The organism is Rugosibacter aromaticivorans, assembly GCF_000934545.1.
In the GTDB taxonomy this organism is placed as follows: domain Bacteria; phylum Pseudomonadota; class Gammaproteobacteria; order Burkholderiales; family Rhodocyclaceae; genus Rugosibacter; species Rugosibacter aromaticivorans.
The window spans coordinates 2536980-2560447 of sequence record NZ_CP010554.1 but is presented as its reverse complement, the minus strand read 5'-3'; the positions used below and the strand labels follow the sequence as shown (position 1 = coordinate 2560447).

Below are 23468 nucleotides of genomic sequence, written 5' to 3'. Positions count from 1 at the left end.
CGGAGCATCTAATTATGAAAAAAAAGCTTGCTCGCCAACGTAGGGCACTTAAAACCCGTGCGAAGATTGCTGAATTAAAAATGGTAAGGTTGGCTGTGCATCGGTCAAATTGCCATATTTCAGCACAAATATTTTCCAGTTGCGGAACTAAAGTGATTGCTGCTGCATCTTCGATGGAAGCCGAAGTTCGCATAAAAGTACCCAATGGTGCAAATGTTGAAGCTGCCAAAATTATCGGTAGTCTGATTTCGGAGCGTGCAAAAGCCGCAGGGATTGATCAGGTTGCATTTGATCGTTCTGGTTTTCATTACCATGGCCGCGTCAAGGCGTTGGCCGAAGCTGCCCGAGAGGGCGGTCTTAAGTTCTAAGCGAGATAAATATGGCTAAACCACAAGGTAGGAAACCTCAACAGGGTCAAGAAAAGCCTGATGATGGTATGCGCGAGAAAATGGTTGCTATCAACCGGGTTACCAAGGTTGTAAAAGGTGGCCGAATTATGGGTTTTGCTGCACTAACTGTTGTCGGTGATGGCGATGGTGGTGTTGGAATGGGTAAAGGAAAGTCTCGCGAAGTTCCTGTTGCTGTTCAAAAGGCGATGGAAGAAGCTCGAAGGAAGTTAGTTAAAGTTAATCTTAAGGATGGCACATTGCACCATTCTGTAACTGGCAGACATGGTGCAACCAAGGTATTAATGTCCCCAGCTTCGGCGGGAACCGGGGTCATCGCTGGTGGGCCAATGAGAGCGGTTTTCGAGGTCATGGGTATTACGGACGTTGTAGCAAAAACGATTGGTTCTACTAATCCTTACAATGTTGTCCGTGCGACCCTACATGGTCTATTGGCCATGAATACACCTTCAGAGATTGCTGCTAAACGTGGCAAGGCTATCGCTGAAATCCTGGAGTGATTTATGACTACAAAAAAAATTAAGGTCACTCTTATTAAGAGTGTCATTGGAACTAAAGAAGATCATCGGGCGACTGTCAAGGGTCTTGGTCTAAGAAGGCTCAACAGTACTGCTCTGCTCGAAGATACACCTGCTGTGCGAGGCATGGTTCGAAAAATTGCTTACTTGTTAAAGTGTGAAGGTTAAAAGGATAAGTGTTTGCTATGGAATTAAATAATTTGAAACCAGCTGCTGGTGCCAAGCACTCCTCAAAACGAGTGGGGCGTGGCATAGGCAGCGGGCTGGGAAAGACTGCTGGACGTGGCCACAAGGGACAAAAGTCTCGCGCTGGCGGGTTTCATAAGGTTGGGTTTGAGGGTGGTCAAATGCCCTTGCAACGCCGTCTGCCTAAGCGTGGGTTTGTATCTTTAACTGCTCATCGCAATGCTGAAGTGCGGTTATCCGAGCTTAATAAACTGCCGATCGGTGAAGTTAACCTATTAGTTTTAAAGCAGGCGGGTATTATCCCAGACACTTCACTTTCTGCAAAAGTCATTCTCTCTGGTGTCTTGAATCGTAAAATTTCATTGAGAGGTGTTGGTGCGACTAAGGGTGCAAAGACGGCTATTGAATTGCTCGGTGGCTCAGTTGTCGACCCAGTTGCTGATAACGTTGCAGCATCCTAACTATCTCATAGTCATTCAGGAATAAGTTTGTGGCATTCCCTCAATTAAACCAGCAGCCTAATGCTAAGAAATTCGGCGATCTTTGGCGCCGGCTTGGCTTTTTGTTAGGTGCGTTAGTTGTTTATAGGATTGGCGCCCATATTCCTGTTCCAGGAATAGATCCCACAAGACTGGCCGAATTGTTTCAATCTCAGCAAGGCGGGATATTGGGCGTTTTCAATCTTTTTTCTGGCGGCGCATTATCACGGTTTACCATATTTGCTTTAGGGATAATGCCTTACATTTCATCGTCGATCATAATGCAACTACTGACGATTGCTGTTCCATCGATGGAAGCTCTTAAGAAAGAGGGCGAAGCAGGTCGGCGAACGATTGCGCAGTACACAAGATATGGCACAGTGGCATTAGCCCTGTTTCAAGGCATTGGTATTTCTATTGCGTTGGAATCTCAGTCAGGGTTGGTTCTGGATCCCGGCTTTATGTTTCGTTTTGTTACTGTTATGACATTATTGACAGGAACAATGTTTCTTATGTGGTTAGGCGAACAAATTACTGAACGCGGGTTAGGAAATGGCATTTCAATTATCATTTTTGCGGGTATTGCTGCAGGTTTACCCAATGCCTTAGGTGGTTTATTTGAGTTGGTGAGAACCGGCTCAATGCATCCAGTATCTGCTTTGTTTGTCTGCTTTTTGGTTGTGCTTGTTACAGCATTTGTTGTTTTTGTGGAGCGAGGACAAAGAAAGATTTTAGTTAACTATGCAAAGCGTCAAGTGGGTAATAAGGTTTATGGGGGGCAATCCTCGCACTTGCCGCTCAAGTTGAATATGTCAGGCGTGATCCCGCCAATTTTTGCGTCATCAATTATTTTGTTTCCGGCGACTGCGGCAAACTGGTTCGGTAGTGCTGGCAGTTCACATTGGCTTAAAGATGTCGCTGCTAAATTGGCCCCGGGCCAGCCTATTTACGTCATGCTTTACGCTACAGCTATCGTCTTTTTTTGTTTTTTTTACACTGCGTTAGTTTTCAACTCAAGAGAAACTGCTGACAATTTAAAGAAGAGTGGCGCGTTTGTTCCAGGAATTCGGCCGGGAGATCAAACTGCTCGCTATATTGATAAAGTGTTAACTCGGTTGACTTTGGTTGGGGCAATTTATATCACCATCGTATGCTTGCTACCCGAGTTTCTTATCCTTAAATGGAATGTACCTTTTTATTTTGGTGGAACCAGCTTGCTGATTATTGTTGTTGTAGCCATGGATTTTATGGCGCAAGTACAAGCCTATGTGATGTCGCATCGGTATGAAGGATTGCTAAAGAAGGCTAATTTTAAAGGAGCGGGTATCCCGGTCCGATAACCAATGTCTAAAGAAGATGTCATAGAAATGCAGGGGGAAGTTATTGAAAATCTCCCGAATGCCACATTTCGAATCAAGTTGGAAAATGACCATGTTTTACTTGGCCATATCTCAGGGAAGATGCGTATGCACTACATACGTATTCTGCCCGGTGATAAAGTCACTGTACAGTTAACGCCGTATGACTTATCCAAGGGTCGTATTGTGTTTCGCGCAAAATAATTGTTTTAAACATCCGGAGAAGTTCAATGAAAGTTATGGCTTCGGTCAAGCGTATTTGCCGCAATTGCAAAGTCATCCGTCGCAAGGGTGTGGTCAGAATTATTTGTACTGATCCACGTCATAAGCAGCGTCAAGGTTGATTGGGCAATGCGAATCAGGTACAATCTTCGGTTTTCCGATTTATGGATAACCAATTCACAACCGCTTAATGGCGAGGAACAGGTAAGCACATGGCTCGTATAGCAGGCGTAAATATTCCAAATCACCAACACACAGAGATTGCTTTAACGGCAATTTATGGCATCGGCCGTACGCGTGCACAGAAGATATGTGACAGCGTCGGTATCAAACGTTCAATCAAAGTTAAAGAGCTGACAGACAGTGAGCTTGAGCGTTTGCGCGACGAAGTCGGAAAGATTACAGTAGAAGGCGATTTGCGTCGTGAGGTTACGATGAGCATCAAGCGTCTGATGGACCTTGGTTGTTATCGTGGCGTTCGTCATCGTCGTGGCTTGCCTTTGCGGGGCCAGCGTACCCGTACAAATGCACGCACGCGCAAGGGCCCGCGGAAATCAATTGCTGGCGCTAAGAAGTAACTAGGAACCTAATCAATGGCTAAGACTGCACCTAAAATTAGAAAGAAGGTTAAAAAGAACATTGCTGAAGGCATAGCCCATGTTCATGCTTCTTTTAATAACACGATTATCACGATTACTGACCGCCAAGGTAACGCGCTTTCATGGGCAACTTCCGGTGGTGCTGGCTTTAAGGGGTCGCGTAAATCTACGCCATTCGCTGCTCAGATTGCTGCTGAAGCGGCCGGTAAAGCTGCTCAAGAATGTGGCGTAAAAAACCTGGAAGTCCGAATCAAGGGCCCCGGCCCTGGGCGTGAGTCGGCTGTTCGTGCTCTCAATGCGTTGGGCATGAAAATTACCAGCATTACTGACATTACTCCTATTCCCCATAATGGATGCCGGCCACCTAAGCGCCGTCGCATCTAACGCAAGAAGGACACGACTGTATGGCTCGTAATCTAGATCCAAAATGCCGCCAATGTCGCCGTGAGGGCGAAAAGCTGTTTTTGAAAGGCGAAAAATGTTTTACTGATAAATGCTCAGTTGAGCGGCGTGCCTATGCGCCAGGGCAGCATGGACAAAAGTCTGGTCAGCGGCTATCTGGCTATGGTACTCAGCTTCGTGAGAAGCAAAAAATCCGTCGGATTTATGGCATCCTTGAACGTCAATTCCGCAAGATATTTTCTGCGGCTGACCTTAAAAAGGGCGCAACTGGAGAAAACTTATTACAGCTTTTAGAAGGGCGTCTGGATACCATTGCATACCGTATGGGATTCGGTATTTCGCGGGCTGAAGCGCGTCAAGTTGTTCGTCATAATGGCGTGCTTGTGAATGGAAAGCGGGTTGATGTGCCTTCTTATAACTGCCGTCCTGGGGATGTTATTCAGTTATTTGATAAAACCAAGCTTCAACTCAGAACAAAAGCCGCACTAGATGCAGCTGAGGGCCGTGGCTTTCCAGAATGGCTTGAGGTTGATATTAAAAGTGGTCGAGGGGTTTTCAAGAGCTATCCAGCGCGCCAAGACTTGCCATCTTCTATCAACGAAGGTTTGGTCGTCGAACTGTACTCGCGTTAATCGTAGTTTCACGCCTGACGTCCTCCGGACGTCAGGCGTATTCCCATTGGAAGGACAGGTAAATGCAAACACTGCTTAAGCCGCGTAGTATTGATGTGCAGCAACTTTCACCTCTACATGCACGTGTCGTGATGGAGCCTTTCGAGCGTGGCTTTGGTCATACTTTGGGCAACGCTTTGCGGCGAATTTTATTATCTTCTATAGAAGGTGTTGCTCCCACCGAAGTTTCAATCGAAGGCGTGCTGCACGAGTACTCAACCTTAGATGGTGTTCGTGAGGATGTGGTTGATATCCTTTTGAACGTGAAGGGTGTTGTCATCAAGATGCACAATCGCCGTGAAGCCATACTCACGGTTAGCAAGGTTGGAGAAGGTGTTGTTACTGCAGGGGATATCGTTGGTGGGCATGACATCGAAATAGTTAACCCTGAGCATGTGATTGCACATATTGCACCAGGTGGTCAGTTAAAAATGGAAATTCGTGTTGAATCTGGTCGCGGATATATTCCGGCGAATCAGCGACAAATTGCACGGGAAAATATGGCTATTGGGCAGATCATGCTGGATGCTTCCTTTAGCCCTGTGCGCCGTGTAAGTTACGCTGTTGAATCTGCGCGTGTTGAACAACGCACGGATATGGATAAGCTTATTCTTGACATTGAAACAAACGGTGCAATTGATAACGCAGAAGAAGCGATCAGAACTGCTGCCCGTATTTTGATGGAACAGCTCTCGTTTTTTGCTGATCTTGAAGGTACTGCAGCGTCAGCTGAATCCGCTGAGGGCTCATCTGTTTCGCCCATCTTAGTTCGCCCAGTGGATGATCTTGAGCTAACTGTTCGTTCAGCAAACTGCTTGAAAGCTGAAAATATTTACTATATCGGCGATCTGATTCAGCGTACAGAGTCTGAGCTTCTTAAGACGCCAAATCTGGGTCGTAAATCACTGAATGAAATTAAAGAAGTGTTGGCTACACGTGGACTTTCTCTGGGAATGCGATTGGACGGGTGGCCGCCCGAAGGCCTTGAAAGGCTTGCGTAAGTAGTTTTTTTAATACTCGATAACCATTAACCGGTTACTTGCATTAAGCGGTAATCGTAAAAAAACGAGGTAATAATCATGCGTCACGGTAATGGACTGCGGAAACTTAATCGTACTTCTGCGCACCGCCAGGCAATGTTGCGGAATATGGCGGTATCTCTTCTTCGTCATGAAGTAATCAAAACGACTCTGCCCAAAGCGAAAGAGCTTCGTCGTGTTGTTGAGCCACTGATTACTCTCGGTAAAAAACCAAGCCTGGCTAATCGCCGCCTGGCTTTTGATCGGACGCGCGACCGTGATATCGTCGGTAAGCTATTTAACGAGCTCGGCCCACGTTTCGCTAATCGCAATGGTGGTTATCTGCGCATCCTGAAAATGGGTTTCCGGTTAGGTGATAATGCACCGATGGCGTATGTTGAGCTGCTCGATCGCCCTGAAGTAGTTGCAGCAGACGAAACTGAAAGCAATCGCTAGTTTCAACTGCCAAGCAATAAAAAAGCCAGACATTGTCTGGCTTTTTTATTGCTTGGGAAACTTGCTGCGTTACTTTTCCTACAGAATCATTCCAGCAGCCACGGTGTTATTGGTTGATTCATCGATGATGATGAACGCCCCTGTCGCGCGGTTTTTTGTGTAGGCGTCGACGCTTAACGGTTGAGCCAGGCGCAACGAAATATTCGCGATGTCATTCATTTCGAGACGTTCAACCGAGATATGGTCGAGTGTATTTATATCGACGCGAAACCCAATGCCAGCAATAACGGCCTTTGATTCTCTGGTCGTTTGACGGATCAGATATTTTCGCTGCAGGTCGAGCGGTGTCTCGGCCAGCCAGCACACCATCGCGTCAATCTGCCGTGTCACCAGCGCCGACTTTTCGGGCTGCACGATCATGTCGCCGCGCGATATATCGATTTCGTCTTCGAGTAGCAGGGTGATCGATTGTTCAGCGTAAGCACGCGGGAAAGAGCGGTCCAGCACGCGGATATCCTTGACGCGGGTTTGTTTGCCAGAGGGCAGCACAGTCACTGCATCACCGATGCCAATGCTGCCTGATTCAACCCGTCCCATGAAGCCGCGAAAGTCATGCAGTTCTGCATCGTCCGCTTTATGCGGGCGGCAAACGAACTGCACCGGAAAACGGAAGTGTTCGTCTGTTTCGCTGTGTGCTGTGGGGGCCGTCTCCAGTACGTCAAGCAGCGTCGGGCCGGAATACCATGCCATTTGCTCGCCCCGATCGACCACCATGTCGCCTTTCAGCGCCGACATGGGGATGAAGTGAATGTCCTTGATGCCCAGCTGCGTGGCGAAGGCAAGATAATCCGTGTGGATGCGCTCAAATACAGTCTGATCGTAATCCACAAGATCCATCTTGTTGATGGCAACAACGATATGCGGGATGCCCATCAGATGCGCAAGATAGGAGTGGCGGCGTGTCTGCGTGAGAATGCCCTTGCGCGCATCAATCAAAATGATGGCGAGGTTGGCCGTTGACGCGGCGGTGACCATGTTGCGCGTGTATTGCTCATGGCCCGGCGCATCGGCAATGATGTACTTGCGGGTGCCGGTGCTGAAATAGCGATAGGCAACGTCGATGGTAATCCCCTGCTCACGCTCGGCCTGCAAACCATCGGTCAGCAGCGAAAGATCAACAGCATCGAGGCCGCGCCGATGCGAGGTACGTTCAATCGCGGAGAGTGTGTCGGCCAGAATGGTTTTTGTATCGAACAACAACCGTCCGATGAGCGTGCTCTTGCCATCATCGACACTCCCGCAGGTGAGAAAGCGCAGCAGACCGGTATCGGTCTCTGGTAAGTGGTCGATTGCACTCATCAGAAGTACCCTTCTTTTTTGCGTTGTTCCATTGATGCTTCCGACGTCTGATCGTCGAGACGCGTCGCCCCACGTTCGGTAATCGTTGTACTGGCCGTTTCCAGAATAATTTTTTCCAGCGTGTCAGCGTCGGATGCGACTGGCGCAGTGCAGGTAACGTCGCCCAGCGTGCGAAAACGCACTCTCATTTGCTCGATGGCCTCGCCCGGGTTGGCGGGGGTGAGTGCCGTTACTGGCTGCAACAGGCCGTTACGCCGCACGATGGGCCGCTGATGCGAAAAATAGATGGAAGGTATCTCAAGTTGCTCGCGGCCAATATATTGCCACACGTCCAGTTCCGTCCAGTTGGAGATGGGAAAGGCGCGGATGTTTTCACCTTTGTGCACGCGTGCATTGAATAAATCCCACAATTCGGGGCGCTGGTTTTTAGGATCCCACTGGCCAAATTCATCACGAAATGAAAAAATCCGCTCTTTGGCGCGCGCCTTTTCTTCATCGCGACGTGCGCCACCAATGCAGCAATCAAAACCGAATTCTTCAATCGCCTCCAGTAGCGTCACCGACTGATGCTTGTTGCGTAATTCATCCGCCGATTTCAAAACGACCGTGCCACGCCGCATCGAGTCCTCGACCGAGCGCACAATCAAGCGCTCACCAAGCTGTGTTGCACGATAGTCGCGAAACGCGAGCACTTCCGGATAGTTGTGTCCGGTATCAATGTTCAGCAAGGGGAAGGGAAAGCGGCCAGGGCGGAAGGCCTTCTCTGCCAAGCGTAGCAACACGACGGAATCCTTCCCGCCGGAGAACAGCAGCGCAGGATTGGCACACTGTCCAGCCACTTCACGGAGAATATAAATTGACTCCGACTCGAGCCAGTCAAGATGCGAGAGGGTATGTTTAGGTAGTTGAGCCAGGCTGCTCATGCGGAGGTTCCTTCTTTCACGATACGCTGCAGGCGGCCGTCAACCATATGCAGGCCGCATTCTTTGGTTTGTGGATTTTCCCACCACCAGCGTCCGGCGCGAATATCCTCACCCGGCTGAATGGCCCGGGTGCAGGGCGCGCAGCCAATACTCGGATAGTTTTGGTCGTGCAACGGGTTATACGGCACCCCGTTGGCGCGAATGTATGCCCAGACCTCTTCTTCGCTCCAGTCAGCCAACGGGCTGACTTTAATCAGCCCGTTGGTCGTGTCCGGGGCAATCGGCGCCACACCTTCGCGTGTGGTGGATTGCGCGACGCGCAGACCGGTAACCCAGGCACCTTTACCGGCCAGCACGCGCTGCAATGGTTCGACCTTGCGTGCATGGCAGCAGGCTTTGCGTGCCTCGATGGAATCGTAAAAACCATTGATGCCATAGCGCTGGACACAGGCTTCGACATCCTCAGGACGGGGAAAAATCAAATGGATGCGCTGCCCATAATGTTTTTCAGCAGCCGTAATCAGTGTATAGGTTTCGGCAGGCAGACGCCCGGTGTCGAGCGAAAAAATGTCGATAGCGATGTGCTCGCGCCAGATCAAGTCGGTGAGCACCATGTCCTCGGCACCCAGACTATTGGCGAAGGCTACGGGGGGGTAGTCGCTGACGGCTGAACGCAGCAGACTGACGGCAGTGGTTGCTTTGGCGGTAACGGTTGCAAGCAGAGGGATGTTGTCTGACATGATAATTTTACGCAGTTTTTTACGTTGGTTTTTATGCGGTCCGACGACGGAACAATGGCAGCGGCTGATCGACCGCACCCTGATATACCTCAGGAAAGTCATTCAGCGATTGCAACGCTTCTTCCGCGTTTTGCCCTTGCGGGATGAGAAAAGCATTAAAGCCCACGCGAAATAAATAGAAAAGCTGGTCGCGGCCGATATTGCCCACGGCACGTAACTCGCCACGAAAACCGTAGCGTTCGCGCAACAGGCGAGCAGTGGAATAGCCACGGCCATTGGTGAATTTGGGAAACTCAACGGCAATCATCGCAAAACGCTGTACATCGTCGGCAAGGTCCTCGACTGCAAAAGTCGGCGCTAGCGAGACGGCGATCTCATCACTTCGCGCGAGTAAGGCGTCACGTTGGGCAAGCCATACCGGCGCCGGAATTAGCACGGAGCCGGCGGGAACATGCAGCGCAGCAGCGTCATCTGCTGTGGCTTCATCGCTGAGTGAAACTACTTGCCAGTGGTCGTCAACCAGCTGTCGATCCTTGATAAGTTGTTTAGACATGGGCAGGTTCTCCTGCGGTTGCTTCATCCTTGCGATACGCGGCCTCGCGGAAGGGTTGCAGGCCGATGCGTGCCAAGGTCTCATTGAACTGTTCATCGGCGTGGCGGTGGGCGAGATAGGTTTGGATTATACGTTCGATGACATCGGTCACTTCCGCCGCTGAGAAGGCGCGACCGATGACTTCGCCAAACCGCGTGTTATTGCCTTGCGCGCCACCGAGCGTAATTTGATACCACTCTTCGCCATGCTTATCGACGCCGAGAATACCAATCGCGCCAAGGTGATGATGACCGCAGGAATTCATGCAGCCCGAAATATTCAGCTCCAGCTCGCCAATGTCGAACAGATAATCCAGATCGGCAAAGCGCTCGTGAATGGCGGCTGCGATGGGTAACGATTTGGCATTGGCCAGCGAGCAGAAGTCGCCCCCGGGGCAGACAATCATGTCCGCCAGCAGGCCAATGTTGGCATTGGCCAGCCCGGCCGCTTTTGCCCGTTGCCAAACCGTGTGCAAGTCACGTTGCGGCACATCGGCAAGAATCAGGTTCTGCTCATGGGCAACGCGTAGCTCGCCAAAGCTGAATTCGTCGGATAGGAGCGCCGCCGCTTCCATTTGAGCAGCCGTTGCATTACCGGGCGCTGTGCCCGGTGATTTCAGCGACAAAGTGACTGCCGCATAGCCGGGGATTTTGTGTTCATGCACGTTGCGCTCCAGCCAACGGCTGAAGGCTTTGTCGTCGTATTGGACAGCGATGCTGGCTAGATCGCTGGCAGGGAATTTTTCATAAGCCGGTGGTGAAAACTGGCTTGCCACGCGCGTGACTTCTTCTGCGGTCAGTGTGTTCGGGCCATCCTTGATATATGCCCATTCTTCTTCGACCTGCCGGGCGAACTCTTCGCTGCCGAGCGCTTTGACAAGGATCTTGATCCGCGCTTTCCAGATATTGTCCCGCCGACCGTAGCGGTTATAGACACGCACTACGGCTTCGCTGTAGGTCAGCAGATGCTGCCAGGGCAGAAAATCCCGAATTTTCTGGGCGAGTAATGGCGTACGGCCAAGGCCGCCACCGGCGTACACGGTAAAGCCGAGTTCTCCGCTAGCAGTTTTGATCAGATGAAAACCCAGATCATAGACCTTGAGAGCGACACGGTCTTCTTGTGCTGCATTGAACGCCACCTTGAACTTGCGTGGTAAATAGGCGAATTCTGGATGAAAGGTCGACCATTGCCGCAGGATCTCGGCCCACGGGCGCGGGTCGGCGATTTCGTCCGCGGCGACACCGGCGAACGGATCAGTAGTGATATTGCGAATGCAATTGCCCGAAGTCTGAATTGCATGCATCTCTACGCTGGCAAGACGTTCCAGGATGTCTGGTACTTCGGGAAGTTTTATCCAGTTGAGCTGAAGATTCTGCCGTGTGGTGAAATGGCCGACGCCGCGATCAAAATCGCGGGTAATCGCGGCTAGCATGCGCATCTTCTGTGAGGATAAATGGCCATAGGGAATCGCAATGCGCAGCATGGGCGCGTGGCGCTGAATGTAGAGTCCGTTTTGTAGGCGCAGCGGGCGAAACTCGTCTTCGCTCAATTGCCCGGCAAGAAAACGCTCGGTCTGGCCGCGAAACTGTTTGACCCGTGCGTGTACGATAGCTTTATCGGTTGCGTCGTAGTGGTACATGATATTTTTCCGTCGAGTTTTTCATCGTAGTTTCAGGCAAGGATAAGTTTTCCGCCGACCAATATCAGCACGGCGGCGAGTAATGAGCGCAAGCCGCGCTCGGGCACTCGTGCGGCAAAATGGCTGCCCAGCGCGATACCGGGCAGCGAGCCCAACAGCAGATTCAGCAGCAGCGGCACATCCACACTGCCCAGATACCAGTGCCCCATGCCGGAAACCAGGGTGAGTGGCACGGCATGGGCGATGTCGGCGCCGACAATACGGCGTGTTGCCAAATGAGGGTATAAAAAGGTTAGTGCCGTGACGCCCAGCGCTCCCGCGCCAACCGAGGTCCATGCCACCAGTGTACCGACAATCGCCCCGACCAGAATGGTCAGCAGCGCCGTCTGTTTTTCATTCAGCGACTGGCCAATATAGCGGCGTCCGAAAGCCAGCAGACGTTGACGAAATAGCAGCGAGCTGGCTGTCAGTAGCAAAGCCACACCCAGCACGCCGGTAATCAGTCGGGCAGTGCTGTGATCTTCAAGCCCCAAGTGGGCAAGTACCACCAGTGACAACGTGGCAGCAGGCACACTGCCCAGTGCCATGCGGCCGGTAATGCGCCAATCGATATTACCATGGCGATGATGTACCCAACTGCCACCGCTTTTGGTGATCGCAGCGTAGAGCAAGTCAGTGCCTACTGCGGTGGCCGGCTTGAAGCCAAAGAGCAGTACCAGAATCGGCGTCATCAGCGAACCGCCGCCAACGCCGGTCAAGCCGACCAGTAAGCCGACGATCAAGCCGGAGAGCGACAACGCCGGAGTAAAGGTGAAATCCATCATGTGGCAGATACTAACGAGATCCAATAGGTTTTAAAAATACTTACAAGCTATTTGTTTAGATCAAAAAATTCTATAATGCCCCCATGAAGCTGCAACAGCTGCGTTATCTGGTTGAAATTGAACGGCAGAGCTTGAATGTTTCCGCTGCGGCCGAGGCGTTGTTTACTTCTCAACCCGGCGTATCAAAGCAAATCCGCCTGCTGGAAGAGGAGCTCGGCGTGACGATCTTCGAGCGCAGCGGCAAGCGTTTGACCCACATCACCGCACCGGGCCGGATTGTGCTGGATATAGCGAATCGCATTTTACGGGAAACGCAGAACCTCACGCGCGTGGGGCAGGACTTCACCGCCGAAAGCAACGGTACGCTATCCATTGCCACAACGCATACGCAGGCGCGCTATACCTTGCCGCCGGTGATTCAACGTTTCTTGCACCGGCACCCGGCAATTCGGCTGCATTTGCAGCAAGGCAGCCCGGCGCAGATCGCGCAGTGGCTGCTCGATGGCAAGGCCGATCTTGGCATCGCCACCGAAACGCTAGACCAGCATGCCGAATTACTCACCCTGCCCTGCTATCAGTGGTCGCATTTGGTGGTTGCTCCCAAGGATCATCCGCTCATCGCCCAGGGTGCGCCGACACTGGCAACGCTGGCAGCCTATCCGCTGATTACTTACGACGCCACATTCACCGGTCGCTCGCATATTGATCGCGCCTTTGAGCGACAGGGCTTGCAGCCTAATGTCATGCTCACCGCCATCGATTCCGATGTCATCAAGACCTATGTCAGTCTGGGCTTGGGCTTGGGCATCATTGCCGAAATGGCGTTTGACCCGCTGCGCGACGATGCGCTGGCCGCTTTGCCCGCCTCCCACCTGTTTGAGGCGAATACCACGCGTCTGGGCTTTCGCCGCGATGTCTGGCTCAGGGGTTTTGAATATGATTTCATCGAGCTGCTCGCCCCGCAGCTGACAAAGCGGGTAGTTGCCGCCGCGCTCAAGGGTGGCGGCCTGGATGCCGGTTTGTGATACGGGCATGTGATGAGGCCATGAAGGGCGATCCAGTTGTCCATTGGATTGAAAATGAGGAGCCGAAGTCTGCATGGTGGCGGGCAGAAAGTGGCCTCGCACCGCCCCCAAAAATCGTGGTGGCGGACGACCGAATGACTGCAGACGCGGCCTTTCGCCTTGCCCGTGCAGGCACAGCGCTGCTCTGGCGCGGCGATTTTCAGAATGCGCGCCAACTGCTGCAAGCACTCGCGCGGCGCGTTGATCGCCAAGCGCCAACGGCTGGCGCACACACCTCAGGCGAGGCATTCCATCTGCATCGTCAAGCGCAGGGGCGGCGTGCACATATTCTCAACAAACTGCTGCTGCCGCTAAACGCTGACTACAGCGTGCCTTTACGCCGCGCACCCGATGTGCGGCAGGCATGCAGCGAAGCCTATGGCCCCGGTGGTGTTGGCGAAGCGCCGTCCCTCATCTCGCTGCGCGAATTGCAAGGCCTGATCGGCGCGCACGAGTGGCGCAAAAAAGGCGTGCCGGTTGCCGCGCTGAATAATCGCATTTACCCGCATTACGGTGTCTTTGCCCCGGTGCGCAGCGAATATGTCGGGCTGGTCAATGAAGCGCCTTTGCCCGCTGCGCTAGCCGCGGATTCTCTGGCCTTCGATATTGGCACCGGCACCGGTGTGCTGGCTGCTGTGCTGGCGCGGCGAGGTGTTGCGCGCATTATCGCCACCGATCAAGACCCGCGCGCCTCGGCTTGCGCCCGCGAGAATCTGGCGCGGCTCGGGCTCGCGGAACAAGTTGCCGTGGTGCAGGCCAATCTCTTCCCCGAGGGCAGTGCACCGCTGATTGTATGCAACCCGCCCTGGCTGCCTGCCCAGCCAAGCTCTGCGCTTGAATATGCCGTATATGACCCGGAAAGCCGCATGCTGCAAGGATTTCTGGCGGGACTAGCGGCACATTTAACGCCGGGCGGCGAAGGCTGGCTGGTACTCTCCGACATTGCCGAACATCTGGGGCTGCGCACACGCGCTGAGTTGTTAGCGATGATAGATAACGCCGGATTACAGCTTATCGAAAAGCACGATGTGCGGCCAAGCCATCGTCGCGTCACCGATGCTACTGATCCGCTGCACGCCGCCCGCGCAGTCGAAGTCACGTCGCTCTGGCGATTGGCGATATAAACCAGCCACAGAGTAAGGCTGCCTTCTTGTTCCTTGAAAGCGTCAACTAAAGAGCAACATCGCGATAATTTCCAGCTAACCATCCTCTGCCTTCACCAGGTCTTCGTTACCAACTAACGCTCCGGTGTGATGAGTGAGCTCAAGCGCTTTGAAGTGGCACTTGCTTCTTTCAGCAACGCCGCCCAATCTTCTGGTGGGTGACCATTGTCAAGCATCTTGCGAAACACGAGATACGCATCATCGCTGCTTTCATAGGCGCGTTTGCTGTCTTCGTCGTTGACCCACGCGTAAACAATAATGCGTTGGGTGGCGTGATAGCGAAAGAACAAGCGGTATTGCTGATAGAACTTGGCACGAAACCAGTGCTTGCGATTAGCGCCCAATGTGCTGCCCTGTCGGTATTCCACACGCGTCGGGTCTGCGGGTATCACGTCAAGCGCCAGCATGGCGATTGCTGCCAGGCGTTTGGTGCTGTTCTTCTGGCGATAGGTCTTGGGGTCTTTGGCTTTAAGGTGCTCAACCTTGGCGATCAAGGTTTCCACTTGATGCAGAAACAAGGGGTGCGCAAAAAGATGCCAGCCATTAACGACGATGGCCTCAGTGGCCTCTGTCATTCGTCGGCAGGGTCAAGCGGGGCATTGAGGTCAGCCTTCACGCCCTTGGTCAGGTTACGCATGCGTTTGGTCAAGTCTTTATCAAGCGCAGCGACACGCTGCGGGTGCGCATGGATGTCTTGCGCCAGGAAATTCAGAAAACTGCCAAGCACTGGATCGTCCGTCTCCTCTGCACGCTGCAGAATAACTGATCCGTCGCTTTGTACCAGATAGCGGATGCGGTCACGCTTGCCAAGATTGAGCGCACGTCGCACGCCGTCGGGGACGGTTGTTTGGTAGCGATCAGTCAGAGTTGATTCGAGTTGTAGGGTGGTAGGCATGCCGCATCCTTTGCAAAATTTTTACAGAATGCCAGCATGGTAATGCGAATGCATTACCAAGTCAAACTTCAAATGCAGCGTGCCAGTTGGCCAAATACGCCGCTGCTTCGGGCGTGTTCTCGGCGGGCGCCCAAGGTGCGCGTTCTGCTTCAGTCAGCGGGTGGTAAGGGCCGGCTTTGGCTTCGAGTATGACGGTGTCTGGCACAAGGGCGAGCGATGTATGCCATGTGCCTGCGGGAATATCGACGCCGAGTATGATGTTTTCTGCACCGTTTACCGTATCACCGGCGCCAGCGCTTTGCGTTCCTGCGGAAACTTTTATTTGTTTCACGATTTGCCCTGCGTCATCGAATATCAACAGGCCCATCAGTCCGCGTAACACCACGAAGGTTTCATCCTTGGTGGGGTCCAAATGCCGATGCGGCGCGATGTAAGAATCGGGCTGCACGGCATTCAGCAGGCGATGCGCCGGGGCATCGTCGCTGAGATGCAGGTTATGGTTTTTTCGTCGGCGCAGGCTGGCGGCGGCGGCTGCGCACAGGTTATCAAGTAAGGGGTTGTCGATGAGGGTTGTCATGTTTGCATCCGCATTTAACTTGGGTTAAACGTAAACCACTTTGACGTTTTCAGGTGTCAGCCATTCAGTGAGCCCGGCGAGTAGCGTGTCGTCAAGCTGTACACGCCAGGCGTCGGGCATGGGGAGTTCAGCGCTGGCTTCGCTGTTGGTATAGCGTAAGCGTATCGGGCAAGGCCCCGGGCGAAAAGGGGCGAGCAATGCGTGTAAGCGTTTGGCGTCCGAGCCGCCATTCATGGTGAGCTGCAGGCTGCGGGCAAAGCGGCCGCGTGCCTCACTCAGCGTGAAGAGCTTTTCAACAGTGACGCGCAGGCCGCCGCTGTAATCGTCTTTTTGCACTTTGCCTTCTACCAGCAGCAGTTCATCTTCCTTGATCTTGCCGCGTTCTGTTTCCCACAGTTCGTTAAATACGGTGACTTCGATTTGCGAACTGCCATCATCCAAGGTGACGATGGCCATTTTGCCGCGGCGCGTCATCTGGGTGCGACTTGCGATGACGATGCCGGCGAGCAACACCGGGTCGCGCTGCGGTTCGACTTGCCCGAGGCGGCGTTTCACAAAAGCAGACAATTCGGCGGCATAGGCATGGTACGGATGGCCAGAGAGGAAAAACCCCAGCGCGGCTTTTTCGTGCAACAGTTGCTCGCGTTCAGTCCAGCGCGCGGTGGTGATGTAATGTGCGGTGGCTTGCGTGTTGCTGGTCTCTGGGGTGTCAAACAAACCACTTTGCAGGGCGTTGCGCTCGGCTTGTTCGGCGGCGTCCAGCGCAATGCTTACTGAGGCCAGTAGCTTGGCGCGGTGGTTGTCGACGCTGTCAAAAGCCCCCGCACGGATGAGCGATTCAATCACGCGGCGGTTGACCACGCGTTTATCGAGCCGTCGGCAAAAATCAAACAAATCGGTGAAGGGGCCATCGGTGGTGCGGGCTTTCAAAATCACCGTGAGCGCGGCTTCGCCCGTGCCTTTGAGTGCGCCCAGGCCATAACGGATGGTTTTGCTGTCAACGGGGCGAAAGCGCACGCCGCTGGCGTTGATATCCGGTGGCAAAAAGGTCAGACCATTGTCGATTGCGTCTTTGAAAAAGAACTGGATCTTGTCGGTGTTGGCCATTTCTGACGACAAAGTGGCCGCAGCAAATGCGGCCGGATGATGACACTTGAGCCAGCCGGTTTGATAAGCCACCAGCGAATAAGCGGCGGCGTGGGATTTGTTGAAGCCATAGCCAGCGAACTTTTCCATCACATCGAAAATTTCGTTGGCCTGGGCTTCGCCGATATTATTTTTGCCAGCACCCTCGACAAAGACGGCGCGCTGCTGATCCATTTCCTCTTTTTTCTTTTTCCCCATCGCGCGGCGCAAGAGGTCCGCACCACCGAGGCTGTAGCCCGCCACGACCTGCGCTGTCTGCATCACTTGCTCTTGATACACCATGATGCCGTAGGTAGTAGACAACACACGCTCCAGGCTCGGGTGCGGATAAACCACGCGCTCGCGGCCATGCTTGCGGGCAACAAAATTGGGAATGAAATCCATCGGCCCCGGTCGGTACAGGGCATTGAGCGCAATCAAATCCTCCAGCCGATCAGGCTTTGCCTGGATCAATGTTTCTTTCATCCCGCTGGATTCAAATTGAAATACCGAGGTGGTGTTCGCGCTTTTGAAAACCGCGTCGTAGGTTTCGCGATCATCCAGTGGCAGCGTATCCAGATCAATGGATACGCCTTCGACTTCCTGCACCAGGCGCACGGCTTCATCGAGGATGGTGAGCGTGCGCAAACCCAGAAAGTCGAATTTAACCAACCCGGCTTTTTCAACATCGTCCTTATCAAATTGCGAAATCACGGAATCCGTGCCGGCAGCGGCATACAGCGGGCAAAAGTCGGTGAGCTTGCCGGGGGCGATCAATACGCCACCGGCATGCATGCCGACGTTGCGCGTGAGGCCTTCGAGCTTGATGGCGAGCGACCACAGCTCGGCAATTTCTTCTTCGGACTCGATGCGCTGGCGAATCAAGGGCTCTTTATCCAGTGCGTCTTTGAGAGTGATGCCCAGCTCATTCGGGATGAGCTTGGCAAATTGGTCAACGAAATTAAAGCCCAGATCAAGCACACGGCCGACGTCACGAATCACGGCTTTTGCTGCGAGGGTGCCGAAAGTGGCAATTTGCGATACCGCGTGCGCGCCGTATTTTTTCTTGACGTAATCGATGACCCGGTCGCGGCCTTCCTGGCAGAAGTCGATGTCAAAGTCAGGCATCGAGACGCGCTCAGGGTTCAGGAAGCGTTCGAACAGCAGTTCATAGCGCAGTGGGTCAAGATCCGTAATACCGAGGCTGTAGGCGACGAGCGAGCCTGCGCCCGAACCACGGCCCGGGCCGACCGGCACGCCATTTTTTTTAGCCCAGTTGATGAAGTCAGCAACGATCAAGAAGTAGCCGGGAAAGCCCATCTGGATAATCGTCTTGATTTCAAAATCAAGCCGTTCGCTGTAAATGGGCCGCTGTCGTTCGCGTTCGGCGGCATCGGGGTAGAGTCGCTCCAGCCGATGCGCCAGGCCCGCGTGTGATTCGCTCGCGAGAAAATCTTCCAGTGGCTCACCATGAGGCGTGGGGAAATCCGGCAAGCGGCTTTTGCCGAGTTCCAGTGTCAGATTGCAGCGTTGTGCGATGTGCACTGCATTTTCCAGTGCTTCGGGTAAGTCGGCGAACAACTCGACCATCTCGGCCTGGGTTTTGAAATAGTGTTCCGGGCTGTAATTTTTTGGACGGCGCGTGTCGCCCAGCACATAGCCTTCAGCAATGCACACGCGGGCTTCGTGCGCTTTATAGTCATCCTGGTCGAGAAACTGCACCGGATGGGTGGCGACCAAAGGCAAGTCAAGGCGTGCGGCAAGGTCCGCACTGGCATCGACCAGCCTGCTTTCCGCCGAGGCGCTATTGTTGTTGGCAGCGCGGCCGCTGGGGCGTTGCACCTCGATGTAGTAAGCCCCGGGGAAAAGTCCATCCCATAGGCGCGCACGGGTTTCTGCTTGGGCGATTTTGCCTGCGGCAAGCCATTGGCCAATGTCTCCCGATAGCCCGCCAGACAATGCAATCAGGCCACTGTTATCGCCCTGGCTTATTTGTGTGAGTGAAATCTCGGCGCGGCCATGACGGCGCGGCGCAAGATAGGCCGTGGATAGTAGTTCGCACAGTCGTAAATAGCCTGCCGGATTTTTCACCAGCAGCAACAGCCGCGCAGGAGTGCTGCGGGCTTCAAGAGCGAGTGCGGTTTCATCATCAATCCAGACATCGCAGCCGATAATGGGTTTAATCCCCTGGCTGCGCGCTGCTGAGTAAAACTTGACCATACCGAACAGGTTGGCCAAATCTGTTAGCGCTAACGCGGGTTGCTGATCTGCCACTGCTCGCGCGATGACTTCATCAAGACGCGTTATACCGTCACTGATTGAGTATTCGCTGTGCAGGCGAAGGTGGATAAATTGCGGGGGGGGGGAGGCAGACATAGGCGAATGATTTTAACGCACCGCGCCGTGGCGTCACCGCTCAATCTGGAAAAGGATTTCTATCGCCGACCGCGCGCCGACATCATGCACGCACGCCAGATATTGAGGATAATTGCAGAATAATGATATCGAGATTTTTCTGTCCTAGTCCGCTAGGGTCTGGCTTAGTGTCTGGCGCAACTGTTGAGTTGCCAGCCGAGGTTGCTCATCATGCGGTAAACGTCCTGAAAGTCGGCGCTGGCGATACGGCGACATTGTTCGATGGCCAAGGGGGTGAATGGCAAGCCACCCTCTCGCTGACCGGAAAGCCGCCTAAAGCCGCACTTTTTGCCACGCTGACTACGTTTGATGCGCGAGACAACGAGACCCCGCTACACATAACGCTCGCGCAAGTACTGCCTGCCAGCGACAAAATGGATTGGGTCGTGCAAAAAGCGGTAGAGCTGGGTGTCACGCGTATACAGCCCTTGATGAGTAAGCGCAGCGTGATCCGCTTATCGGGTGAGCGGGCTGAGCGGCGGGTGACGCACTGGCGCAATATCGCTATTGCCTCGTGTGAACAAAGCGGCCGCAATCGCGTGCCTGAAATTGCCCCCATTGTTGAGCTACCGCGTTATTTAGGTCAGCATGTGGCGAGTGATACGGGATTGGATTTCATCTGCGCGCCCGGTGCTACTGTATCCCTGCGCGAGCGAGCCCCACCAGCAGGGCCAAATGAGCCGATCACCCTTCTGGTTGGCCCGGAAGGCGGGTTTGACGACACTGAATTATTCGCCGCCACCACTGCCGGTTTTCAGCCCATCCGGCTGGGGCCGCGCGTCTTACGCACAGAAACCGCCGGCGTAACCGCGCTGGCCGTAATCATGGCGCTATGGGGTGATCTGTGAGCAGCCACGATGTGAGGAGACGCTATGTTTGAGTCAGCAGAAATAGGCCACATGGTCGATAAAAAAACCTGGCGCAAGCAGGTGCCGGATTTACGTGTTGCGCTGCTGGATGCGCAATTCGAGCTGAAAGAGACGGCAAAAATCCCTGTCGTCATTCTCATCAGCGGGCAGGATTTTGCAGGCAAAGGTGAAACTATCAATATTCTGTATGAATGGATGGATCCGCATTTTCTGACGACGCTTGCCTTTGCCGAACCCACCGATGAAGAGCGTGATCGCCCCGCCATGTGGCGCTATTGGCGCGCGCTGCCACCGAAGGGGCGGACAGGTATTTTTGCTGGCTCGTGGTATTCCGATCCGATTCGGCAGCGCTTGAAAGGCACGTTGGCATTGACTGATCTGGACGCGCGCATTGACCAGATCAACCGCTTCGAAGCTATGTTGGTGAATGAGGGTGCGCTGGTGCTGAAGTTCTGGTTTCATCTCAGCAAAGCCGCACAGAAAAAACGCTTGAAGGCGCTGGAAAAAGACCCGCATACTGCGTGGCGCGTGACGCCAGGGAGTGGGCCGCGCCTGAAAAATTACGACCAACTGCAAGAAGTTGCTGGTCATATGCTACGCATGACCAACACGGCCTGGGCGCCGTGGATCATCGTTGAAGGCGCGGATGACTGCTATCGCTCACTGACCGTTGGCCAGGTGCTACTCAATTCGCTACGTCAGCGGCTAGCCACGGGGGACAATCAGGATACCCCTGTCGCGCCGCAGATGCGGCCCAGTGTTGATGGCCGCAACTTACTTTCAGAGCTTAATCTCAAGAAAAAACTTAACGACAAAGCTTATGCGGATCAACTTGCGCATTGGCAGGGGCGGCTCGCTGAATTAAGCCGTGATCCCCGGTTTGCACAGCGTTCGCTGATTTGTGCGTTCGAAGGGGTGGATGCCGCAGGCAAGGGCGGTGCGATACGCCGGATTGCGGGCGCACTGGATGCGCGGAAATACCAGATTATTCCCGTCACCGCGCCGACAGAAGAAGAACGAGCACAACCTTATTTATGGCGATTTTGGCGACACGTGCCGCGCTGCGGACGTATCACTTTGTTTGATCGTTCCTGGTACGGTCGCGTGCTGGTCGAGCGTATTGAAGGGTTTTGCTCAGAACGCGATTGGTTGCGCGCCTATAGCGAGATTAACGATTTTGAACACGAGTTATCTGCTGCCGGTGCCATTGTGATCAAGTTTTGGTTGCAGATCAGTCAGGCAGAGCAACTCAAGCGCTTTAAGGCGCGTGAAGAGACGCCATTTAAGCGATTCAAGATCACCGATGACGACTGGCGAAACCGCGAGAAGTGGCCTCAGTACCAGCAAGCGGCTTGCGACATGGTGGACCGCACAAGCACTGGCGCGGCACCTTGGACATTGGTTGAATCCAATGACAAGAATTACGCCCGCGTGAAAATCTTGCAAACCGTGTGCGAGCGCTTGGAGACTGAATTAAAAGAGAAAGTGGTGGGAGAATGGATGACACGTGAATTCCCTCGCAGAGACAACCGCAGAGACAACAATAAATCCGCAAAAATATCCCCTCGCAAGAAAGGCAAAACAAAAACATGACACTGGATATTCGTGGCGCACAACCCGATACAGATGCGCGGTTAGTGGCTTGGGTGCGTCAAGCTGCACCTTATATTCATGCGTTTCGTGGTCGTACGTTTGTCATAGCGTTTGGCGGCGAGGTGCTCGAGACAGGTTCGGCACAAGCACTCATTCACGATATCGCGTTGCTTGATAGCATGGGCATACGGCTGGTGCTCGTGCATGGGGCACGCCCGCAGATTGATGCTGAAATGCGTATGCGCGGCTTGGAGCCCAGGTTTCACAAAGGCTTGCGGGTGACCGATGGCGAAGCGCTGGAATGCGTTAAACGCGCCATGGGCGTGACTCGCATCGAAATTGAAGCCTTGCTGTCACAAGGCTTGCCCAATACGCCGATGGCCGGTGCTTTTTTGCGTGTGACGGGTGGCAATTTTGTCACGGCGCGGCCGGTGGGCGTGGTAGATGGTATTGATTTCCAATATACAGGTGCCGTGCGCAAGGTGATCGCCGAAGAAATACAGGCTGATCTGGCGCAAGAAAATGTGGTGCTGATTACGCCGATTAGTGCCTCACCTACCGGTGAGATTTTTAATCTGGCATGGGAGGAGGTGGCCGAAGCCGTGGCTGTGGCTGTGCAGGCGGACAAATTGATTTACCTGTGTGATGCAGCAGGCGTGGTGAATGCCAAAGGCGCGCTGATTGATGCGCTAACGGCAGATGAAGCGCAAAAAATTGCGGGGAAATATTTGCAGGCGCAGGCACCCGAAATTGCGCGCGTTTTGCCCAGTGCTGTGCGGGCATGTCGCGCGGGCGTTGGGCGTGTACACTTTCTTGATCGTCAATCAGATGGCGCGATGCTGATGGAATTCTTTACCCGCGATGGCGTGGGTACGGTGATGACGCAAGCACCACTGGCACGGTTGCGTGATGCCACGATTGACGATGTGGGGGCGATTTTGCGGTTGATCGAGCCGCTTGAAGCCGATGGCACGCTGGTCAAGCGTGGTCGTGAGCGGCTGGAAATGGAAGTCAGCCGGTTTTCTCTGGTAGAGCATGACGGCGTGGTGGTTGGTTGTGCTGCGCTTTATCCTTTTACCGATGCAAAGTCGGCTGAACTGGCCTGTGTTGCCGTGATGCCTGATTTTCGGCGTAGCGGGTATGGCGATCAACTGCGTGCCTATATTGAGACGCGTGCAAGAAAAATGAAGTTAAAACAGCTTTTCGTACTCACCACACGCACCGCGCACTGGTTTATCGAGCGTGGCTTTGTTGAATCCAGCGTGGATGCTTTGCCCGCTGCGCGGCGTGAGGTTTATAACCTGCAACGCCGTTCAAAAGTTCTGGTGAAGACGCTATGAGGTTGACTACGAGCCTGACAATGAGTCACACCA

At 53.6% G+C, this 23468-nt stretch carries 27 protein-coding genes; 17 read left to right on the top strand and 10 right to left on the bottom strand.

The genetic code is table 11. From position 1 onward, the window contains the following. Positions 1–14 precede the first annotated feature (14 nt). From rplR to rplQ, 12 genes are all read left to right on the top strand, one after another. Complete coding sequence (gene rplR, locus PG1C_RS12700) at positions 15–368, top strand: 50S ribosomal protein L18 (RefSeq protein ID WP_202635111.1); 354 nt, start codon at positions 15–17, stop codon at positions 366–368. Between the two features lie 11 nt (positions 369–379). Next, on the top strand, positions 380–907 hold the full coding sequence (gene rpsE / locus PG1C_RS12695) for a 30S ribosomal protein S5 (protein ID WP_202635110.1): 528 nt from the start codon (positions 380–382) through the stop codon (positions 905–907). A gap of 3 nt (positions 908–910) precedes the next feature. Then, positions 911–1093: a 50S ribosomal protein L30 gene (rpmD, locus tag PG1C_RS12690; RefSeq protein ID WP_202635109.1), complete on the top strand. Its 183-nt coding sequence runs from the start codon at positions 911–913 to the stop codon at positions 1091–1093. 17 nt (positions 1094–1110) lie between these two features. Continuing rightward, a complete protein-coding gene (gene rplO, locus PG1C_RS12685) occupies positions 1111–1572 on the top strand; it encodes a 50S ribosomal protein L15 (RefSeq protein ID WP_202635108.1) in 462 nt (153 codons plus the stop codon). A gap of 29 nt (positions 1573–1601) precedes the next feature. After that, positions 1602–2930, top strand: coding sequence for a preprotein translocase subunit SecY (gene secY / locus PG1C_RS12680; protein WP_202635107.1), 1329 nt, complete (start codon positions 1602–1604; stop codon positions 2928–2930). Between the two features lie 3 nt (positions 2931–2933). Beyond that, positions 2934–3152: a translation initiation factor IF-1 gene (gene infA / locus PG1C_RS12675; RefSeq protein WP_202635106.1), complete on the top strand. Its 219-nt coding sequence runs from the start codon at positions 2934–2936 to the stop codon at positions 3150–3152. Positions 3153–3178: 26 nt separating this feature from the next. Further along, entirely contained in the window at positions 3179–3292 is a 114-nt protein-coding gene (rpmJ, locus tag PG1C_RS12670) for a 50S ribosomal protein L36 (protein WP_202635105.1), read from the top strand. Positions 3293–3382: 90 nt separating this feature from the next. Then, a complete protein-coding gene (rpsM, locus tag PG1C_RS12665; protein WP_202635104.1) occupies positions 3383–3748 on the top strand; it encodes a 30S ribosomal protein S13 in 366 nt (121 codons plus the stop codon). Positions 3749–3763: 15 nt separating this feature from the next. Further along, positions 3764–4153 (top strand): 30S ribosomal protein S11, encoded by a 390-nt coding sequence (gene rpsK, locus PG1C_RS12660; RefSeq protein ID WP_202635103.1) that lies wholly within the window; start codon positions 3764–3766, stop codon positions 4151–4153. A 20-nt stretch (positions 4154–4173) separates the two neighbouring features. Continuing rightward, a complete protein-coding gene (gene rpsD, locus PG1C_RS12655) occupies positions 4174–4803 on the top strand; it encodes a 30S ribosomal protein S4 (RefSeq protein ID WP_202635102.1) in 630 nt (209 codons plus the stop codon). Positions 4804–4865: 62 nt separating this feature from the next. Beyond that, a complete protein-coding gene (locus PG1C_RS12650) occupies positions 4866–5843 on the top strand; it encodes a DNA-directed RNA polymerase subunit alpha (protein WP_202635101.1) in 978 nt (325 codons plus the stop codon). 78 nt (positions 5844–5921) lie between these two features. Continuing rightward, the gene (rplQ, locus tag PG1C_RS12645; protein WP_202635100.1) at positions 5922–6317 is read left to right on the top strand and encodes a 50S ribosomal protein L17; all 396 of its coding nucleotides are present in this window, start codon (positions 5922–5924) and stop codon (positions 6315–6317) included. Positions 6318–6395: 78 nt separating this feature from the next. Here the strand turns inward: rplQ and cysN are convergent, their stop codons facing one another. From cysN to PG1C_RS12615, 6 genes are read right to left on the bottom strand one after another with little or no spacing between them, the layout of a single operon-like run. Next, positions 6396–7676 carry a sulfate adenylyltransferase subunit CysN gene (gene cysN / locus PG1C_RS12640; protein WP_202635099.1) on the bottom strand — a complete coding sequence of 427 codons (1281 nt, stop codon included), beginning with the start codon at positions 7674–7676 and terminating at the stop codon, positions 6396–6398. After that, the gene (cysD, locus tag PG1C_RS12635; protein WP_202635098.1) at positions 7676–8599 is read right to left on the bottom strand and encodes a sulfate adenylyltransferase subunit CysD; all 924 of its coding nucleotides are present in this window, start codon (positions 8597–8599) and stop codon (positions 7676–7678) included. Before cysD ends, cysN begins: the two co-directional genes overlap by 1 nt. Next, the gene (locus tag PG1C_RS12630) at positions 8596–9339 is read right to left on the bottom strand and encodes a phosphoadenylyl-sulfate reductase (protein ID WP_202635097.1); all 744 of its coding nucleotides are present in this window, start codon (positions 9337–9339) and stop codon (positions 8596–8598) included. Before PG1C_RS12630 ends, cysD begins: the two co-directional genes overlap by 4 nt. A 31-nt stretch (positions 9340–9370) precedes the next feature. Continuing rightward, on the bottom strand, positions 9371–9892 hold the full coding sequence (locus tag PG1C_RS12625; protein ID WP_202635096.1) for a DUF934 domain-containing protein: 522 nt from the start codon (positions 9890–9892) through the stop codon (positions 9371–9373). Next, complete coding sequence (locus PG1C_RS12620; RefSeq protein ID WP_202635095.1) at positions 9885–11570, bottom strand: nitrite/sulfite reductase; 1686 nt, start codon at positions 11568–11570, stop codon at positions 9885–9887. Before PG1C_RS12620 ends, PG1C_RS12625 begins: the two co-directional genes overlap by 8 nt. 32 nt (positions 11571–11602) lie before the next feature. Then, positions 11603–12391 carry a sulfite exporter TauE/SafE family protein gene (locus PG1C_RS12615; RefSeq protein ID WP_202637068.1) on the bottom strand — a complete coding sequence of 263 codons (789 nt, stop codon included), beginning with the start codon at positions 12389–12391 and terminating at the stop codon, positions 11603–11605. An 86-nt stretch (positions 12392–12477) separates the two neighbouring features. On the opposite strand from PG1C_RS12615, the gene PG1C_RS12610 reads away from it, so the two are divergent. After that, positions 12478–13419, top strand: a complete 942-nt coding sequence (locus PG1C_RS12610; protein WP_202635094.1) for a CysB family HTH-type transcriptional regulator — start codon at positions 12478–12480, stop codon at positions 13417–13419. A gap of 20 nt (positions 13420–13439) precedes the next feature. Next, on the top strand, positions 13440–14582 hold the full coding sequence (locus PG1C_RS12605; RefSeq protein WP_202635093.1) for a methyltransferase: 1143 nt from the start codon (positions 13440–13442) through the stop codon (positions 14580–14582). 113 nt (positions 14583–14695) lie between these two features. Here PG1C_RS12605 and PG1C_RS12600 read toward each other — a convergent pair whose 3' ends face one another. From PG1C_RS12600 to dnaE, 4 genes are all read right to left on the bottom strand, one after another. Continuing rightward, positions 14696–15196 carry a type II toxin-antitoxin system YhaV family toxin gene (locus tag PG1C_RS12600; RefSeq protein ID WP_202635092.1) on the bottom strand — a complete coding sequence of 167 codons (501 nt, stop codon included), beginning with the start codon at positions 15194–15196 and terminating at the stop codon, positions 14696–14698. After that, positions 15193–15516 carry a type II toxin-antitoxin system PrlF family antitoxin gene (locus tag PG1C_RS12595; RefSeq protein WP_202635091.1) on the bottom strand — a complete coding sequence of 108 codons (324 nt, stop codon included), beginning with the start codon at positions 15514–15516 and terminating at the stop codon, positions 15193–15195. Before PG1C_RS12595 ends, PG1C_RS12600 begins: the two co-directional genes overlap by 4 nt. A 61-nt stretch (positions 15517–15577) precedes the next feature. Continuing rightward, a complete protein-coding gene (locus PG1C_RS12590) occupies positions 15578–16093 on the bottom strand; it encodes a WbuC family cupin fold metalloprotein (protein WP_202635090.1) in 516 nt (171 codons plus the stop codon). Positions 16094–16117: 24 nt separating this feature from the next. Further along, the gene (dnaE, locus tag PG1C_RS12585) at positions 16118–19594 is read right to left on the bottom strand and encodes a DNA polymerase III subunit alpha (protein ID WP_202635089.1); all 3477 of its coding nucleotides are present in this window, start codon (positions 19592–19594) and stop codon (positions 16118–16120) included. A 122-nt stretch (positions 19595–19716) separates the two neighbouring features. Between dnaE and PG1C_RS12580 the strand changes: the two genes are divergently transcribed. Genes PG1C_RS12580 through argA form a run of 3 tightly spaced genes read left to right on the top strand, consistent with a single transcriptional unit; the run spans position 19717 to position 23435 of the window. After that, entirely contained in the window at positions 19717–20481 is a 765-nt protein-coding gene (locus tag PG1C_RS12580; protein WP_202635088.1) for a 16S rRNA (uracil(1498)-N(3))-methyltransferase, read from the top strand. Positions 20482–20505: 24 nt separating this feature from the next. Continuing rightward, the gene (gene pap, locus PG1C_RS12575; RefSeq protein ID WP_202635087.1) at positions 20506–22095 is read left to right on the top strand and encodes a polyphosphate:AMP phosphotransferase; all 1590 of its coding nucleotides are present in this window, start codon (positions 20506–20508) and stop codon (positions 22093–22095) included. Then, positions 22092–23435, top strand: coding sequence for an amino-acid N-acetyltransferase (gene argA / locus PG1C_RS12570; RefSeq protein WP_202635086.1), 1344 nt, complete (start codon positions 22092–22094; stop codon positions 23433–23435). Before pap ends, argA begins: the two co-directional genes overlap by 4 nt. The last annotated feature ends 33 nt before the right edge of the window (positions 23436–23468 follow it).

Coding starts and splice junctions, on each gene's coding strand:
- rplR (WP_202635111.1), top strand. CDS start 15: ATGAAAAAAAAGCTTGCTCGCCAACGTAGGGCACTTAAAACCCGTGCG.
- rpsE (WP_202635110.1), top strand. CDS start 380: ATGGCTAAACCACAAGGTAGGAAACCTCAACAGGGTCAAGAAAAGCCT.
- rpmD (WP_202635109.1), top strand. CDS start 911: ATGACTACAAAAAAAATTAAGGTCACTCTTATTAAGAGTGTCATTGGA.
- rplO (WP_202635108.1), top strand. CDS start 1,111: ATGGAATTAAATAATTTGAAACCAGCTGCTGGTGCCAAGCACTCCTCA.
- infA (WP_202635106.1), top strand. CDS start 2,934: ATGTCTAAAGAAGATGTCATAGAAATGCAGGGGGAAGTTATTGAAAAT.
- rpmJ (WP_202635105.1), top strand. CDS start 3,179: ATGAAAGTTATGGCTTCGGTCAAGCGTATTTGCCGCAATTGCAAAGTC.
- rpsM (WP_202635104.1), top strand. CDS start 3,383: ATGGCTCGTATAGCAGGCGTAAATATTCCAAATCACCAACACACAGAG.
- rpsK (WP_202635103.1), top strand. CDS start 3,764: ATGGCTAAGACTGCACCTAAAATTAGAAAGAAGGTTAAAAAGAACATT.
- rpsD (WP_202635102.1), top strand. CDS start 4,174: ATGGCTCGTAATCTAGATCCAAAATGCCGCCAATGTCGCCGTGAGGGC.
- PG1C_RS12650 (WP_202635101.1), top strand. CDS start 4,866: ATGCAAACACTGCTTAAGCCGCGTAGTATTGATGTGCAGCAACTTTCA.
- rplQ (WP_202635100.1), top strand. CDS start 5,922: ATGCGTCACGGTAATGGACTGCGGAAACTTAATCGTACTTCTGCGCAC.
- cysN (WP_202635099.1), bottom strand. CDS start 7,676: ATGAGTGCAATCGACCACTTACCAGAGACCGATACCGGTCTGCTGCGC.
- cysD (WP_202635098.1), bottom strand. CDS start 8,599: ATGAGCAGCCTGGCTCAACTACCTAAACATACCCTCTCGCATCTTGAC.
- PG1C_RS12630 (WP_202635097.1), bottom strand. CDS start 9,339: ATGTCAGACAACATCCCTCTGCTTGCAACCGTTACCGCCAAAGCAACC.
- PG1C_RS12625 (WP_202635096.1), bottom strand. CDS start 9,892: ATGTCTAAACAACTTATCAAGGATCGACAGCTGGTTGACGACCACTGG.
- PG1C_RS12620 (WP_202635095.1), bottom strand. CDS start 11,570: ATGTACCACTACGACGCAACCGATAAAGCTATCGTACACGCACGGGTC.
- PG1C_RS12615 (WP_202637068.1), bottom strand. CDS start 12,391: ATGGATTTCACCTTTACTCCGGCGTTGTCGCTCTCCGGCTTGATCGTC.
- PG1C_RS12610 (WP_202635094.1), top strand. CDS start 12,478: ATGAAGCTGCAACAGCTGCGTTATCTGGTTGAAATTGAACGGCAGAGC.
- PG1C_RS12605 (WP_202635093.1), top strand. CDS start 13,440: ATGAAGGGCGATCCAGTTGTCCATTGGATTGAAAATGAGGAGCCGAAG.
- PG1C_RS12600 (WP_202635092.1), bottom strand. CDS start 15,196: ATGACAGAGGCCACTGAGGCCATCGTCGTTAATGGCTGGCATCTTTTT.
- PG1C_RS12595 (WP_202635091.1), bottom strand. CDS start 15,516: ATGCCTACCACCCTACAACTCGAATCAACTCTGACTGATCGCTACCAA.
- PG1C_RS12590 (WP_202635090.1), bottom strand. CDS start 16,093: ATGACAACCCTCATCGACAACCCCTTACTTGATAACCTGTGCGCAGCC.
- dnaE (WP_202635089.1), bottom strand. CDS start 19,594: ATGTCTGCCTCCCCCCCCCCGCAATTTATCCACCTTCGCCTGCACAGC.
- PG1C_RS12580 (WP_202635088.1), top strand. CDS start 19,717: ATGATATCGAGATTTTTCTGTCCTAGTCCGCTAGGGTCTGGCTTAGTG.
- pap (WP_202635087.1), top strand. CDS start 20,506: ATGTTTGAGTCAGCAGAAATAGGCCACATGGTCGATAAAAAAACCTGG.
- argA (WP_202635086.1), top strand. CDS start 22,092: ATGACACTGGATATTCGTGGCGCACAACCCGATACAGATGCGCGGTTA.